Consider the following 15,200-nt stretch of genomic DNA (forward strand, 5'->3'; position numbering starts at 1 on the left):
TTGCGTTGTAAAGGTTACATCGTGAAAAATCTGCATCACAAACCTGAAAAGAAATCCGTTGAAATTCAGCAGACCTTTGTTCTCCAAAGCCTTGTGTGCCGTGAAGGTAATCGTTTGCGTAAAATCCTTTGTCAAGACCTGTTATCGAAGAATGATTCGGTTATACTGTTGGCCGAAGTCCTGGAAGACTGCCTTTTCAGGCCAAAATTTACTTGTTAGCTGAGTCAGGAGATGCGGATGTTAAAGCGTGAAATGAACATTGCCGATTATGATGCCGAACTGTGGCAGGCTATGGAGCAGGAAAAAGTACGTCAGGAAGAGCACATCGAACTGATCGCCTCCGAAAACTACACCAGCCCGCGTGTTATGCAGGCGCAGGGTTCTCAGCTGACCAACAAATACGCTGAAGGTTATCCGGGCAAGCGCTACTACGGCGGTTGCGAGTACGTTGATATCGTTGAGCAACTGGCTATCGATCGTGCAAAAGAGCTGTTTGGCGCTGACTACGCCAACGTCCAGCCGCACTCCGGCTCTCAGGCTAACTTTGCCGTGTACACTGCTCTGCTGCAACCGGGCGATACCGTTCTGGGTATGAACCTGGCGCAAGGCGGCCACCTGACTCACGGCTCCCCGGTTAACTTCTCCGGTAAACTGTACAACATCATCCCTTACGGTATTGATGAGTCCGGTAAAATTGACTACGAAGACATGGCTAAGCAGGCCAAAGAGCACAAGCCGAAGATGATCATCGGCGGCTTCTCTGCTTACTCCGGTGTTGTTGACTGGGCAAAAATGCGTGAAATCGCTGACAGCATCGGCGCATATCTGTTCGTTGACATGGCGCACGTTGCCGGCCTGATTGCCGCAGACGTTTACCCGAACCCGGTTCCACACGCACACGTTGTGACCACCACCACTCACAAAACCCTGGCGGGTCCGCGCGGCGGCCTGATCCTGGCGAAAGGCGGTGACGAAGAGCTGTACAAAAAACTGAACTCTGCCGTGTTCCCAAGCGCGCAGGGCGGCCCACTGATGCATGTGATCGCGGCGAAAGCCGTGGCGCTGAAAGAAGCGATGGAGCCTGAGTTCAAGGTTTACCAGCAGCAGGTTGCCAAAAACGCCAAAGCGATGGTGGAAGTGTTCCTGAACCGTGGCTACAAAGTGGTTTCTGGCGGTACTGAAAACCACCTGTTCCTGCTGGATCTGGTTGATAAAAACCTGACCGGTAAAGAAGCTGACGCTGCGCTGGGCCGTGCTAACATCACCGTTAACAAAAACAGCGTGCCGAACGATCCGAAGAGCCCGTTTGTGACCTCCGGTATCCGTATCGGTTCCCCGGCTGTGACTCGCCGTGGCTTCAAAGAAGCGGAAGTGAAAGAGCTGGCTGGCTGGATGTGTGACGTTCTGGACAACATCAATGACGAAGCCGTTATCGAGCGCGTCAAAGGTAAAGTGCTGGATATCTGCGCACGCTTCCCGGTCTACGCGTAAGTAATACGGATTGCCGGATGGCGGGGTAAACACCTTATCCGGCAGCTATATTCACTTAAGTAAGATTGTTTCATCGCTAAAGCCGCCGCTGGCGGCTTTTTCTTTGCCTGAATCCATTTTCTCAATAAACGTATTTCTCGCCCCTGATTCAACGTTACTGCCCCGATAATCACGCCATCCTGTGAGTTAAACCAGATTGCTTTCTGCGCATCGGTCTGGGTTGGAGGGGACTTTGATACCCGGTTATATGAATAATTTTAATACCGGACAGGTGTTTTTTCGCCCTGGTGTGGGCGATGTCCCGACCATTGCCCTGCTGATGGCGTGGAAAAAAGGGCCAATCAAACCGGCATTGACCGATTTGATCGCCACGGTACATGAACGTTTAGCGGTGAGCCTGACGGAGTAATGGCTATAGCTCGCTAAGCTGTGACTCGACATACAGATAGCCAATCCCCATTAGTTGCTGGGCGCGGTTAAGCTGACCGAAGCTTATCTGAGTCGCTCTGGCACGCGGGTTATCGCCGTGATCGAACGGGTTAAACCCGGTTTGCTGCACCAGCGTATTGAGCCAGCTATCGCCAAACGCGCAGCTACGGCCATACAACCATATTTGATTAATGTTCAGTATATTCAAAAAGTTATATAAACTCAGCCCGATGGCGCTAGCGGCATGTTCGGCCCAGGCCTGAATGCGTACATCACCGTTCTGCCAGGCAGCAATAAGCTGGTCGGTGGTGAGCGTTTCTGGGTCGTAAAGGGATGACGGCTGCGATTTCATCCACACGCGGGCCTGTTTTTTCAATGCGCTCAAGGACGCCACCGTTTCCAGACAGCCATAACGGCCACAGTCACAGGCGACCCCATCGGGATGAATGATGGTATGCCCAATCTGACCGCTGCCGTACAGACTGCCGCGCCAGATGTTATCGTTAATCACAAACGATGAACCAATACCGTAATCAACGTTAATCACGCAAAAATCACCATTAGCCGCCGGGTTTTGCCATTTTTCCGCCAGTGCCAGCATCACGCAGTCATTGTCCAGCCGGACCTGTACGCCGAGCATCTCCTCCAGCAGATACTTTATCTCCACCGGTGTTTTCCACGGGGCCTGAGGCATGGTTTTTGATGCGCCGGTTATCGGATCAACCTGACCGTGAACGCCAAGCGCCAGATTAATCGTGACATCAGGAAATTGTCGACGGTATTCCCGCCAGTGCGCCGCCAGTGCTGTCAGCAGCGCTTTTGGCGACTCGGGGTTGATGACTTCATGCTGCCAGTCACCGACGGCAACCAGCCGCGCGTCCGCCAGTTGACTGGTGATGCTGGTGGGGGTGACGTTGATACACAGCGTCCAGGCGCCTTTTTCTGGCAAATGATAACTGCCGCTGCTCAAACCACGCTGGCTTAAGGTTTCTCGCGAATGGCTGATTCTCCCTTCATCCATCAGCTCTTCGAGGATATTGCTAACCGCCGGGATCGACAGGCCGGTGAGCTGCGCCAGCTGTGACTTGCTGAGCTGCTTTTCCCGCCACAGATGTGACAGAAAAATCTGTTTATTCGCCTGACGTACCCTGGCGTTGTTGAACCCCGAACGCTGCATTTACTTAACTCCCTTAACTATATTGCGTGAGCATTGCGCATTTTAACGCCACTTAACTGCCGCAGAATAGCGTCAAGTTGAATTTTTACTTTTGTTTATTGAGTGGAGAGCGGCATGTACGGTTCAGTTAAAGTCTGGCAGGAAACGATCACCCTCCCAACGTGGACGGCGGGTGAAGAAGATGCCAACCCAATGTTTCTGGAAAAACGGGTTTATCAGGGATCTTCTGGGGCGGTTTATCCCTACGGCGTGATTGATACGCTGACCGGCAAACGTGAAATGCGCGACTATCAGGCGGTGTGGATGGAGAATGACTTTATTCGCATCATGCTGTTGCCGGAATTAGGCGGACGCATTCATCGCGCGTATGACAAAGTGCAGCAGCGCGACTTCGTCTACTACAACGAAGTGGTGAAACCCGCGCTGGTCGGTCTGCTTGGGCCGTGGATCTCCGGCGGCATTGAGTTTAACTGGCCGCAACATCATCGCCCAACCACCTTTATGCCGGTGGATTTTACGCAGCAGCAGGGTGAGCAGGGCGAATACACCGTGTGGATGGGCGAGGTAGAGCCTATGCGCGGTTTACAGGTCATGACCGGATTCACGCTGTATCCGGATCGCGCGTTGATCGAGATAACCGGGAAGGTATTTAACGGTAACGCTACCCCGCGCCACTTCTTATGGTGGGCGAACCCGGCGGTGAAGGGCGGCGACGATCACCAGAGCGTGTTCCCACCGGATGTGACGGCGGTATTCGACCACGGTAAGCGCGATGTCTCTGCATTTCCCATCGCCACCGGCACCTACTACAAAGTGGACTACTCGGCTGGCGTGGATATCTCGCGCTACAAAAACGTACCCGTGCCGACCTCCTATATGGCTGAAAAATCAGATTATGATTTTGTTGGCGCCTGGCATCACGGCGAGCGCGGTGGGTTGCTGCATGTGGCCGATCACCATGTTTCTCCGGGGAAAAAACAGTGGACCTGGGGGCATGGCGACTTTGGCGTCGCCTGGGATCGTAATCTCACCGATGACAACGGTCCGTATATCGAACTGATGACCGGGGTCTTTACCGATAACCAACCGGACTTCACCTGGCTTGCGCCTTACGAAGAGAAAGTCTTCGTGCAAAACTTCCTGCCTTACAACGAGCTGGGAATGGTGCAAAACGCCAGCACGCAGTTGGCGCTTCGTCTGGTGCGTGAGCCTGGCCAGCTTTCAGTGGGCGTTTATGCGATTGCGCCGTTACACGATGTTCAGGTTACGCTTGCCGCACACGGGCAGCCGTTCTATGAAAATACCTTCACCCTTGAGCCGGGGCAGAGCTGGTTGGCTGAGGTGTCAGACAATGGCGATGCCCGGGTGACGATGACCGTCACTGGCGCTGATGGCGCTACGCTTTTGCAGTATGAAGAGCACATTGCGCAAGAGTTACCGCTGCCTTCGGCGGCCGTCGCGCCAGCGCTGCCAGAAGCGCTTTCCAATACCGATGAGCTCTATTTTATTGGTCAGCATCTTGAGCAATATAACCACGCCAGCCGCTATGCTGAAGATTATTATCGTCGCGCGCTGGACGTTGATCCGCTGGATTACCGCAATAATGTGGCCCTGGGGACGCTGGCGCTAAACCGCGCTGACTGGGCGTTGGCGGCGCATTGTGCGGGCAAGGCGCTGGAACGGGCGCATAAGCTCAATAAAAACCCGCGTGATGGCGAGGCGAGCATGCTACTGGCCGCCGCACAGGAACGTCAGGGCGACGATGACAGCGCCTGGGATAATTATTATAAGGCCAGTTGGAGCGGCAACTGTCGGGATGCGGCTTTCTGGTCGTTAGCGCGTCTGGCGATGAAGCGCCAGGACTACGCTGGCGCGTTGGAAAAAGTCGAGCAGAGCCTGCGATTTAACGGCAGTAACAACCTGGCAATGGGGCTGAAAGCGCTGGCGCTGGCGAAGCTTGATCGCAATGCGCAAGCTCTGGACTACATTCGCCAGCAGCTGGTTGATTATCCGCTGAGCTATACCCTGCACTATGCGCGCTGGGCCATTTGCCAGGATGAGGCAACAGCGCTTGCGTTGATCTCGATTACTGGGCGGCGCGGTACCAATGCGTGTGAACTGGCAGGCTGGCTGACCTCTTTGGGGCAAAAAGATGCTGCCCGAGGCGTGCTGGAACTGCTCGACAGCCAGGAAACGCTGCCGATGCTGTGGCGTGCCTCGCTGAGCGACAATCCACAACCGTTCATCGAACGTGCCCGTGAATGCCTGCAAAACCGCGTACGTTTCCCCAACACGCTGGATGAAGTGCAGATGCTGCAAAACCTCGAAAAGAGCGCTTTTGCCCGCTATTTACTCGGCTGTTTCTGGTACAGCAAACGGCGCTATGCCGAAGCGGTTTCCTGCTGGCAGTTTACGCTTGCGCAGGAAGCGGATTTCGCGCCGGTGCACCGTTTACTGGGGATCTATGCCTGGAACAAGCTGCACGATGCGCAGCAGGCGATGCAGTATCTGTCGCAGGCCGTGGCGCTGGAGCCTCACAATGCCCGTTTCTTGTTTGAACTCGACTATCTCAAGAAGCTGATGGCGCAACCCGCTGAGCAGCGTCTGCAGCGGCTGGAAGCCAGCAAAGAGATAGTCTTCCATCGTGACGACCTGACGGTAGAACTGCTCAGTCTGTGGAATGGATTGGGGCGCTACGACGATGCTGCGGCAGTTTTACGTGAGCGCGAGTTCCATCCGTGGGAAGGCGGTGAAGGTAAAGCCACCGGGCAATATTTGCTGAATCAGATGCATCGCGCACTGGCTGCCGTTCAGTCTGGTGACCTGCAAACCGCCATCGCGCAGTTGCAACAAGCGTTGCATTACCCGCAAAACCTTGGAGAGGGGCGTTTACCCGGACAAACGGATAATGACATCTGGTATTTGCTGGGGCATTGCGCGCAACTGCAGGGGCATTTCGAGGAATCCCAGCGCTACTTCTCCCGCGCGACGCGCGGGGGTAGCTCACTGGATGCCGGACGTTACTACAACGACCAGCCTGTGGACTATCTCTTCTGGCAGGGGATGGCGCAGAGAAAACTTGGCGATGTTGCAGAGGCGGACGCGCTGTTCAATAGCTTCCTGCAATGGGTAGAGTCGCATCGCGACAACGTCCCGGATGTCGATTTCTTTGCCGTCTCGCTACCCGATCTGGTGGTGCTGGATACCTCAGCACAAGCAAAACACCAGCAACACTGCCAGTTTATCAATGCGCTCGGGCATCTGGGGTTGGGAAATAGTGCCGCTTGTCAGCGCGAACTTGACGCACTCCTGCAACGCAATCCGGCGCATGACAAGGCATTGCTGCTGCGTCACGCCATTAACGTAAGGCTTTTCCAGTAACACCCGAAACGGGTGGGGCCAACCTCACCCGAAACCTACTGTCCCCTGCGTTTCCCTGAAAGAGGAATCATAATGAATAACGCGCAGACACATTTAAAGATTGGTTACGTCTGGACTATCTGCCTGGTTGCGGCCTGCGGTGGTTTACTGTTTGGCTATGACTGGGTGGTGATCGGCGGGGCAAAACCCTTCTATGAAGCTTATTTCTCGATTACCGATCCGGCGCAATCGGGCTGGGCGATGAGTTCGGCTTTGGTCGGTTGTATCTTTGGCGCGTTGATTTCAGGTTGGTGCGCCGATAAGTTTGGCCGAAAGATGCCGCTAATTCTCTCGGCGATCCTCTTTAGCGCCTCCGCCTGGGGAACCGCCGTCGCCAGTAATTTCGACATGTTTATTGTTTACCGCATCGTTGGCGGCGTGGGGATCGGTCTGGCGTCCGCACTAAGCCCGCTGTATATCGCCGAGGTTAGCCCGGCTGAAAAGCGTGGTCGCTTTGTTGCCGTTAACCAGCTCACCATCGTCATTGGCGTACTGGCGGCGCAGCTTATCAACCTGATGATTGCCGAACCTGTCGCCACAGGCGCTACGCAGCAGGCGATTGTGGAAAGCTGGAACGGTCAGACGGGCTGGCGCTGGATGTTTGGCGCTGAATTAGTGCCCGCGGTAATTTTCCTGGTGCTGATGTTTTTTGTCCCTGAATCGCCGCGCTGGCTGGTGAAAGCGGGCAAAGTCGATCGTGCGCGTGCCATGCTCCAGCGCATTGGTTCGGCGCAATATGCCGGGCAAACGCTGAAAGAGATTGAACATACGCTGCAAAAAGATAATCACAAGGTCGCGTGGTCAACGCTGTTACATCCGCAGATCAAACCGATCGTGATTATTGGCATGGTGCTGGCAGTGTTCCAGCAGTGGTGTGGGATCAACGTTATTTTCAACTATGCGCAGGAGATCTTCGCCTCTGCCGGATTTGATATTAACGGTACGTTAAAATCGATCGTGGCGACAGGGATCATCAACCTGGTCTTTACCCTGGCCGCTCTGCCGTTAGTGGACAAAATTGGTCGTCGTAAACTGATGTTGTTCGGTGCGTCAGGATTAACGGTTATCTATATACTGATTGCCGGGGCGTACGGGTTGGGCATTATGGGCTGGCCGGTTCTGGTTTTGGTGCTGGCGGCGATCGCTATTTATGCCCTGACGCTGGCCCCGGTGACCTGGGTGCTGCTGTCTGAAATTTTCCCTAACCGCGTCCGTGGGCTGGCAATGTCGTTGGGTACGCTGGCGCTGTGGATTGCCTGCTTCCTGCTGACCTATACCTTCCCGCTGCTCAATGCGAGTCTGGGCGCGTCGGGAAGCTTCCTGCTGTACGGTGTGATTTGTGCGATGGGCTTTATCTATGTTCTGCGTAATGTACCGGAAACCAAAGGCGTGACGCTGGAAGCGCTGGAAGAACAGCTGGCGGCGCGGCATACGAAGGTTGGCGCATCAACCCAACAACGAAGCGCCCGCTAATGGAGAGGCTTCTGACGCTACAAAACGCACATCTGCAGATGTGCGTAGACTCGCAGGGTGGTTCGCTATTAAGTCTGGTTTCGTTACAACATCAACAGGCAATTTTACGCGAAGGTCATGGTCAGCAGCCCGGTGACTGTGGCTTGTTCCCGATGCTGCCGGTCGCGAATCGGGTGGCGGGAAATCGTTTTATGCTGCGCGGTGAAGAGATCGTATTACCTCAACATGGCGCAGACGACACCTTTTTCCTGCACGGTGACGGCTGGCTGCAACGCTGGCAGGTTATCACCGTCACCCAAAGCGGTTGTCTGCTGCAGTTGCGCAGTTGGCATCCCTGCGGTTATGACTATACGGCGCAGCTTTGCTATCAACTGGAAACCTCGAGCCTGCACGCCTCGTTGACGCTCACCCACTGCGGTGAGCGGCCAATGATTTATGGCTGTGGGTTCCATCCGTTTTTCGCCTTTGATAAGCACAGCACGGCGCAGTTTTCCAGCAGCGGCTACTGGCCGGAGGGTGAACAGCATCTGCCGCTGGAATGGCAACGAGATATCCCGTCAGCGGCGGATTTCATGCCTGCGCAATACGGTGAGGATAGCTGGCTAAACGTCGGCTATTCAGGCTGGAGTGGGCGGGCCGTTATTCAGCGAGATGTGATGAGAGTCACGATTTTAGCGCAAACTCCGTGGTTGATGCTGTTCAGAATGTCGGGTGAGGAGTTCCTGTGCCTGGAGCCGCAAACGCATCCGGTGAATGCCCACAACATGCAGGGGCAGCCGGGATTGCAGGTTTTAGCGCAGGGAGAACGCTGCCATTTTGCGATGCAAATTTGCGTTGAATAGGGCAAAAATCATGTTATCTGCCTGTTAATGCTCTCTTGCGCCAGCCTGCGTTTGTCGCCAGACTATCGCCTCCAAACGGGAGGGATTCATGGCTTTGCATTCCACGCGCTGGCTGGCGCTCGGTTATTTCACCTACTTCTTTAGCTACGGTATCTTTCTGCCTTTCTGGAGCGTCTGGCTCGAAGGGTTGGGGCTGACGCCGGAAACCATCGGTTTACTGCTCGGAGCGGGGCTGATTGCCCGTTTTCTCGGTAGTTTGCTGATTGCGCCGCGCGTGAGCGATCCCTCCCGGCTGATCTCAGCTTTACGTATTCTGGCTCTGTTGACGCTGGTGTTTGCGCTGGCCTTCTGGGCGGGAACCAACGTGGCATGGCTGATGGTGGTGATGGTCGGCTTCAACCTGTTTTTCTCACCGCTGGTACCGCTGACTGACGCGCTGGCCAACACCTGGCAAAAACAGATAACCATGGACTACGGTCGGGTGCGACTATGGGGATCCGTGGCCTTTGTGATCGGCTCCGCGCTGACCGGCAAACTGGTGAGCCTGTTCGACTATCGGGTGATCCTGGTCCTGCTATCGCTTGGCGCCGCCTCGATGCTGCTGGGCATGATGATTCGCCCGAGCGTGCAGCCAGCGGGTGAAAACCGTCAGCAGGAGAGCGCTGGATGGCCTGCCTGGCGCGCGCTGATAACCCAAAGCTGGCGTTTTCTTGCCTGCGTGAGTTTGTTGCAAGGCGCGCATGCCGCTTATTACGGTTTTAGCGCCATCTACTGGCAGTCTGCCGGATACTCCGCTTCGGCGGTGGGCTATTTATGGTCATTAGGCGTGGTGGCGGAAGTGATTATTTTCGCGCTCAGCCACAAGCTGTTCCGCCGCTTCAGCGCTCGCGATCTGCTGCTGCTTTCCGCCGTTTGCGGCGTGGCGCGTTGGGGATTGATGGGCTGGAGCACCGATCTGCCGTGGCTTATCGTGGTGCAAATCCTCCATTGTGGAACCTTTACTGTCTGCCACCTGGCGGCAATGCGCTATATCGCGGCACGCCAGGGGAGCGAAGTGATTCGTTTGCAGGCGGTGTATTCCGCGGTGGCGATGGGCGGCAGTATCGCCATCATGACCGTTTTCGCCGGCTACCTGTACCAGAACCTGGGCAGCGGCGTATTCTGGGTGATGGCGCTGGTGGCGCTCCCGGCAATCGTTCTGCGCCCGAAAGTAGTGGCGCAGCCTGCGACGTTATGACTCGAGGATTTTGCGGATCTGCTGCTGCTGATGCGGCGTAAGCGCCAGATCCGCATGAATCAATGGGGGTGAAAACAGCGGCAGCGGCGTGGTGTACGGCGTAATAATCAGCGTTACACCGCGCGGCGAACCCTCTTTTTGAAAGTCCTGCATCGGCATATGTTTTACGTTGAGCGGCAGCAGCGTCAGTTCGCGCAGCTGTTGCTCTATATGCGCTTCAAGTTGTTCGTTACTACCGGTCAGCAGGATAATCTGCTTTTCGTGCAAATCCTTTTCCTGCATCAGCCAGGCGCCGAAAATAACGGCGACCAGGCCGATCTCTTCTTCTGAAAACTGGACATCGTATTCCGCTTCGAAGCCGTGTATCGCCTCGCGGGTAGTTCGAACTAACCGGGGATAAAGTCGGCTGAACTCCTCCGGCAACGTGTTATCAATGCCGATAGCAAACATGCTGCGGTTAAGTGCCTGAGCAAGATGAATATACAGCTGATCGTTCAGCCCTTGCTCATCGCTGAAGCGCACATTGCCGTATTCGCGAAAACGCAGCACCAGCCGTGCAATAGCAAGGCGCAGGCGGCGATCCTGCTGGTGATTATCGCGAATCGGGTCGGGGATGCGGATCATTGAGAACAACAACGCCATAAACAGCGATTCGCCCAGCGGCGCACTCTGCATGACGTGACGTTGCCAGTGACGGGCAATCTCCTCAGCCAGAGCGTACTCCGCGCAGGATTGCGCCCAGCGCTGCTGGAGCGGATTAAACTCCGGCGTGTTCCCCGCATTATGCTGCAGCAGGCAATATTGTAAATACAGGCGCAGGAACTGGATGTCACGGCACTCAAACGGCTTCTGCAAGCGGCGGGAACACAGATTAATGAGCGCATGCAGATTGGTGTCGTCATACAGCGTACGTGCGATACCTTGTTGTTTTAGCGCCATTTTTAAAGTGGGGGTGAAATGCTGAGCGATAAAAGTTGGGCAGATCCGCAAACCGCGGCGCAGCCACTGCAACAGACACAGACGCTGATTTAGCGGGGTCCCTTCGATCGCATAGCCGCCATTGAGCGCGGTGGTAATGGCGAGTCGATGATAGCGCTGGATTTCAAGCCCTGCGCCAATAATATCTTCCTGAACAGTGGCATCATCCACGCCGTTGAGGCTGCTGAAGGTTTGCGCAGTCGCGATTTGTCCCGGCAGGAAAAGGGTCAGCAGCACCTGGCAACGGCGCTGGGGAACGGAAAGTACAGATGGTGGAGCAAGCGTTGACATCATCTGTAGGGCCTCCCGTGAGTATGTTTGATAAGAATAGCTAAAGTTTGCTCATAGATTTTGAGAATGGAATGCTTTCCACCAGGAATGCTGGAGAGCGTCACAGAATTTTTAACGTGCGGAACAGATAGCGGTAGTGGAACGCAGCGCGTTAATCCGCTTTTTCACTGTTTTATCTTTTGTTTAGATATAAAAAAACCGGCATTTTGCGCAATGACGTTATGTTAACGCTTCAGCATCAACATAGGTTGGCGGAGCATAATGAATATGCTTTTTTAGAGAAAGGTTCCGTTCACCTCATGTTCATCGCTTTTCTGTACACTGAACGCCAGTGAACGTGTTAAGGGTGCTATCGCCGCACCCTTAACAATCCGGGCTCCCGGCGGGAAAATTGCCGCTCCGCGGTTCCCTCCGCTTATTCCTCCAGGCTACCGGGCCGGGCGCGATGTAACGTCCCTGTAAAGCGCGCCCTGAGCCAGCATCCATGCTGGCTCTCCCGGCCTTACGGAAACACGTCGGCAATTTTCAGCCGGACCAGCCACGCCTGACCATCTGTATTTTTATTTGAACATGTTTGAACAGCAAAAAGGATATAGCTGAAAGTCAGAGCGCTGAGGTGAACGGAACCCTGAGCCGGAATTACATGTTCTCCATCACGCCTGCCCACGGCTAAGCGTTAATCCCACATCGCCGCCGGGATGCACCGCCAGCAGCGTCTCCTTTGAGTAGCCGCTTTCACTCATCAGACAGGCGCAGGCGGCGTCAAAGATAGCCAGCACCAGCAGAATTGAGGTCGTCGCCAGCATGTTCAGCGGGTCGGCCTCACGCTGGACGCCGGTGGAAATCACCAGCCTCGACGCGTTGGCAATGGCTGAATCGGCGTTTTCAGTCACGCTCAGGATTGGCACATTTCTCGCTGCCAGCCCGGGCAGCAGCCGGGTGAGTTCGTCTGAATTACCCCCGCGCGACAGCATAATGACCAGGTCGTCGGCGCGTAAAAAACCGAGATCGCCATGGGCCGCGTCCGTCGCGTTGAGGTAAATCGCGGGACGTTCCACGCACGCAAGCATATGCGCGACTTTACGCGCCGCAATGCCGGAGGTACCGACGCCAGTGACGACGATTTTGCCCCGGCAACCGCGCAACTCCGCCATCAGCGACTGCCAGACTGGTTCAGTCAGATGCTGCCCCAGACCCGCCAGGGCATCGCTATAGAGCTGAAATACGCCGGTGGCCTGGGACCAGGAGTTACTCATGCGTCCTCCTGCATCAACTGGCGGTATTTCATATGATCCTGATACATCTCGTGGAATACCCGATATTTGCGATCGTAGTACTGCTTAATGCGATTAGTCTGCGGGGTAACCGTTTTACCAATCCGGCTCATCGCTGACATCGCTTCCGGGAAGGTATCGAATACGCCCGCGGCGATAGTTCCCATCATGGCTCCACCCAGCAGCATGGCTTCGCTCTCTTCAGGCAGCAGCATCGCGCAGCCGGTGGCGTTGGCATGTTCCTGAACGAAGATCGGGTTTTTCGTCCCGCCGCCGCTGGCCATAATCGTATCGATGGTGTAGCCGCTTTGATTCATCGTTTCAATGATATGACGGGTTCCGAGCGCAATAGCCTGGATGGTCGCAAGGTACTGTAGGGCCATATCCTCCGGCGTACGCGACAGCTTCAGTCCGGTGATTGCTCCCGTGAGCGTTGGGTTGGCGCGCGGTGAACGGTTGCCGTGGAAATAGGGCAGGATGTGCATGTCGCGGGTTAGAAATGCGATATCTTCCGGCTCACCGGCCATTTTACGCAGTAGCACATTCAGTACTTCATAAATGGTCTGCCCCTGAGACTTAGCTTGCGCCAGCAAAGTTTCGTAGCAAGGATGCGACTGTATAACGTGGTCGATTAACGCCCCGGTAGCCGACTGCCCGCCTTCGTTGAGCCAGTATTCCGGCAGCACCGCTGAGTAGTAAGGACCCCAGACGCCGCCGATAAAACGCGGCTCTTTGGAAATCGCCATGTGTCCGGTGGAAGTGCCGCCAATCAGCGCGACACGACGGTCAAAATCCGCCACCTCGCCGGAAACGCCGCTTGCCCCGAGCGTGCCGAGCGTACCGGCGTGGGCATCGATGATCGAAACGCTGACTGCGGTCCCCGGAATCAGCCCCATTTCGCTGGCGGCGCGTGCTGACAGCCCGTGACCGAGCGGTTCGCCCATGGTTTTAACGTAGCGACCAATTTTGGCCGCATCGTGCTCCAGCAGATCTTCCAGACCAATCTGGCGGAAATAGCTGGCATCCCATTTGTCTTCATGGCCCATATAGGTCCATTTACACACCGTCGAGCACAGTGAACGCGTGTCATCGCCCGTTGCGCGCCAGGTCAGGAAATCGGGCAGGTCAAAATAGTAGCCCGCATTAGCCCAGGTATTGGGCATATGCTGCTTCAGCCACAGCAGCTTGGGCGTTTGCATTTCTGGGGAGATAATACCGCCAACGTAGTCCAGCACGCGATGATGCATGGCGTTGATGCGTTCGGCCTGGGTAATGGCGCGGTGATCCATCCACACTATGATGTTCTGTTCGCTGCGCCCGGACGGACTGATGGTCAGCGGCTTGCCTTCTTTATCCAGCACCACCAGTGAACAGGTCGCGTCAAAGCCCAGACCTTTCACCTGGATTGGGTTGATATCCGACTGGTTAATCGCATCGCGAACCGCGTTACACACCGCCTGCCAGATGTTATCGGAAGACTGCTCAACAAAATCGGCCTGCGGACGGTAAATCTCGATGGCCCGACTGGCCTGACCGACCATTCTGCCGTTGAGATCAAACACGCCAGCACGGGCGCTTCCGGTTCCGACATCCACACCAATAAAGTAACTTGCCATAATTTTTTCTCCTGAAATCAGGCTTTACGATTCTGTAATGCGATAAAGAGGATCAGCACCGCGCCCCACAGCGCCATCGTCAGATAGCTGCTGACCCCCAGCAAGTTAAGGCCGCTTTCCAGCATTTGCAGCACAATCAGCGCCAGCACCAGGCCGACAATGCGCCCGAAGCCGCCATCCGGATTGATTCCGCCGAGCACGGAAGCGAGGATGGTGACCAGCAGGTAGGATTCCCCGTATCCGGCTTTTGCCGAGTTGAATTTTGCCATCATCAGAATGGCGGCGACCCAGCCGAGCAGGGCGGAAATCACGTACACGGAAATTTGCACCCGTACGGTATTTACGCCGCTGTAGCGGGTTGCCTGTTCATTGGAACCGACGAGATACAGGCTGCGTCCAAGCGTGGTGTGCTCCAGCAGTACCCACAGCAGGATTGCCACCAGGAAAAAGAGCAGTAGCGCCACCGGAATACCGGCAATCGTGGCGTTACCAAGATATTGAATGGCGGTCGGGAAGCCGGAAATCACCGTCCCGTTGGAAAGCAGAATATTCAGCCCGGAGATAAGCGTCATCGTGCCGAGCGTGGCGAGAATAGGCGAGACCCCGACCCAGGCAATCAGCGCGCCGTTGAGCGTGCCGATAGCCACCGCCACGGCTGCGCCTGCCAAAAGCGCCAGCACCAGAAACAGCGGGTTATCTGGATGGGTGACGATTATCGCCGCCATCACCAGCGAGCAGGCATTTGCCCCGGCAATAATCGACAGGTTAATGCCGCCGGTCAGCATAGTCATGCCCATCCCGAGGGCCAGCATGCCGAGGATTGGCAGTTGCGAGCCGATCGACTGGAAGTTAGCGACGCTGAAAAAACGGCTGCCGAGCAGGGCCGAGAAGACTAAAGCGACGACCACTATAATGACGCATTGCAGACGAATGATGGCATCACCGGGTAAAAATCTGGCGATTGTTTTCATC

10 protein-coding genes and 2 pseudogenes are annotated in these 15,200 nt (G+C 55.5%); 6 read left to right on the forward strand and 6 right to left on the reverse strand.

What is annotated here, in order from left to right; all coding sequences use genetic code 11:
* The first annotated feature begins 237 nt into the window (after positions 1–237).
* Complete coding sequence (glyA, locus tag OGW16_RS19760; RefSeq protein ID WP_043017209.1) at positions 238–1,491, forward strand: serine hydroxymethyltransferase; 1,254 nt, start codon at positions 238–240, stop codon at positions 1,489–1,491.
* On the opposite strand, the pseudogene OGW16_RS19765 reads toward glyA, so the two are convergent.
* A pseudogene (locus OGW16_RS19765) lies at positions 1,482–1,703 on the reverse strand (oxidoreductase C-terminal domain-containing protein); the annotation flags it as partial. The gene glyA and the pseudogene OGW16_RS19765 overlap by 10 nt on opposite strands.
* 5 nt (positions 1,704–1,708) lie before the next feature.
* Here OGW16_RS19765 and OGW16_RS19770 point away from each other — a divergent pair.
* Positions 1,709–1,900, forward strand: a pseudogene (locus OGW16_RS19770) (transcriptional regulator); the annotation flags it as partial.
* A gap of 3 nt (positions 1,901–1,903) precedes the next feature.
* Here OGW16_RS19770 and OGW16_RS19775 read toward each other — a convergent pair.
* Entirely contained in the window at positions 1,904–3,097 is a 1,194-nt protein-coding gene (locus OGW16_RS19775; protein WP_047409478.1) for an ROK family transcriptional regulator, read from the reverse strand.
* A 114-nt stretch (positions 3,098–3,211) separates the two neighbouring features.
* Between OGW16_RS19775 and OGW16_RS19780 the strand changes: the two genes are divergently transcribed.
* From OGW16_RS19780 to OGW16_RS19795, 4 genes are all read left to right on the forward strand, one after another.
* Complete coding sequence (locus OGW16_RS19780; RefSeq protein WP_286518716.1) at positions 3,212–6,478, forward strand: DUF5107 domain-containing protein; 3,267 nt, start codon at positions 3,212–3,214, stop codon at positions 6,476–6,478.
* Positions 6,479–6,550: 72 nt separating this feature from the next.
* Positions 6,551–7,990, forward strand: a complete 1,440-nt coding sequence (locus OGW16_RS19785; RefSeq protein WP_075145820.1) for a sugar porter family MFS transporter — start codon at positions 6,551–6,553, stop codon at positions 7,988–7,990.
* Positions 7,990–8,832, forward strand: coding sequence for an aldose 1-epimerase (locus OGW16_RS19790; protein WP_047409486.1), 843 nt, complete (start codon positions 7,990–7,992; stop codon positions 8,830–8,832). Before OGW16_RS19785 ends, OGW16_RS19790 begins: the two co-directional genes overlap by 1 nt.
* An 88-nt stretch (positions 8,833–8,920) precedes the next feature.
* Complete coding sequence (locus OGW16_RS19795) at positions 8,921–10,069, forward strand: 3-phenylpropionate MFS transporter (RefSeq protein WP_043017203.1); 1,149 nt, start codon at positions 8,921–8,923, stop codon at positions 10,067–10,069.
* On the opposite strand, the gene csiE is transcribed toward OGW16_RS19795, so the two are convergent.
* From csiE to OGW16_RS19815, 4 genes are all read right to left on the reverse strand, one after another.
* Complete coding sequence (gene csiE, locus OGW16_RS19800; RefSeq protein WP_047409489.1) at positions 10,064–11,341, reverse strand: stationary phase inducible protein CsiE; 1,278 nt, start codon at positions 11,339–11,341, stop codon at positions 10,064–10,066. The two genes, OGW16_RS19795 and csiE, sit on opposite strands and share 6 nt — an antisense overlap.
* A gap of 650 nt (positions 11,342–11,991) precedes the next feature.
* Positions 11,992–12,594, reverse strand: a complete 603-nt coding sequence (locus OGW16_RS19805; protein WP_043017201.1) for a KpsF/GutQ family sugar-phosphate isomerase — start codon at positions 12,592–12,594, stop codon at positions 11,992–11,994.
* Positions 12,591–14,228 carry an FGGY-family carbohydrate kinase gene (locus OGW16_RS19810; protein WP_043017200.1) on the reverse strand — a complete coding sequence of 546 codons (1,638 nt, stop codon included), beginning with the start codon at positions 14,226–14,228 and terminating at the stop codon, positions 12,591–12,593. The genes OGW16_RS19805 and OGW16_RS19810 overlap by 4 nt, the downstream gene beginning before the upstream one ends.
* A gap of 17 nt (positions 14,229–14,245) precedes the next feature.
* Positions 14,246–15,199: an ABC transporter permease gene (locus OGW16_RS19815; RefSeq protein ID WP_047409495.1), complete on the reverse strand. Its 954-nt coding sequence runs from the start codon at positions 15,197–15,199 to the stop codon at positions 14,246–14,248.
* Position 15,200 lies beyond the last annotated feature (1 nt).

Origin of the sequence: Citrobacter sp. Ce104 (assembly GCF_030334595.1) — a bacterium.
Lineage (GTDB): Bacteria > Pseudomonadota > Gammaproteobacteria > Enterobacterales > Enterobacteriaceae > Citrobacter > Citrobacter europaeus.

Bases quoted from the DNA above. Each gene is read 5' to 3' on its own strand.
- OGW16_RS19815 (WP_047409495.1), bottom strand. From the start codon at position 15,199: ATGAAAACAATCGCCAGATTTTTACCCGGTGATGCCATCATTCGTCTG.
- OGW16_RS19790 (WP_047409486.1), top strand. From the start codon at position 7,990: ATGGAGAGGCTTCTGACGCTACAAAACGCACATCTGCAGATGTGCGTA.
- glyA (WP_043017209.1), top strand. From the start codon at position 238: ATGTTAAAGCGTGAAATGAACATTGCCGATTATGATGCCGAACTGTGG.
- OGW16_RS19785 (WP_075145820.1), top strand. From the start codon at position 6,551: ATGAATAACGCGCAGACACATTTAAAGATTGGTTACGTCTGGACTATC.
- csiE (WP_047409489.1), bottom strand. From the start codon at position 11,341: ATGATGTCAACGCTTGCTCCACCATCTGTACTTTCCGTTCCCCAGCGC.
- OGW16_RS19805 (WP_043017201.1), bottom strand. From the start codon at position 12,594: ATGAGTAACTCCTGGTCCCAGGCCACCGGCGTATTTCAGCTCTATAGC.
- OGW16_RS19780 (WP_286518716.1), top strand. From the start codon at position 3,212: ATGTACGGTTCAGTTAAAGTCTGGCAGGAAACGATCACCCTCCCAACG.
- OGW16_RS19775 (WP_047409478.1), bottom strand. From the start codon at position 3,097: ATGCAGCGTTCGGGGTTCAACAACGCCAGGGTACGTCAGGCGAATAAA.
- OGW16_RS19795 (WP_043017203.1), top strand. From the start codon at position 8,921: ATGGCTTTGCATTCCACGCGCTGGCTGGCGCTCGGTTATTTCACCTAC.
- OGW16_RS19810 (WP_043017200.1), bottom strand. From the start codon at position 14,228: ATGGCAAGTTACTTTATTGGTGTGGATGTCGGAACCGGAAGCGCCCGT.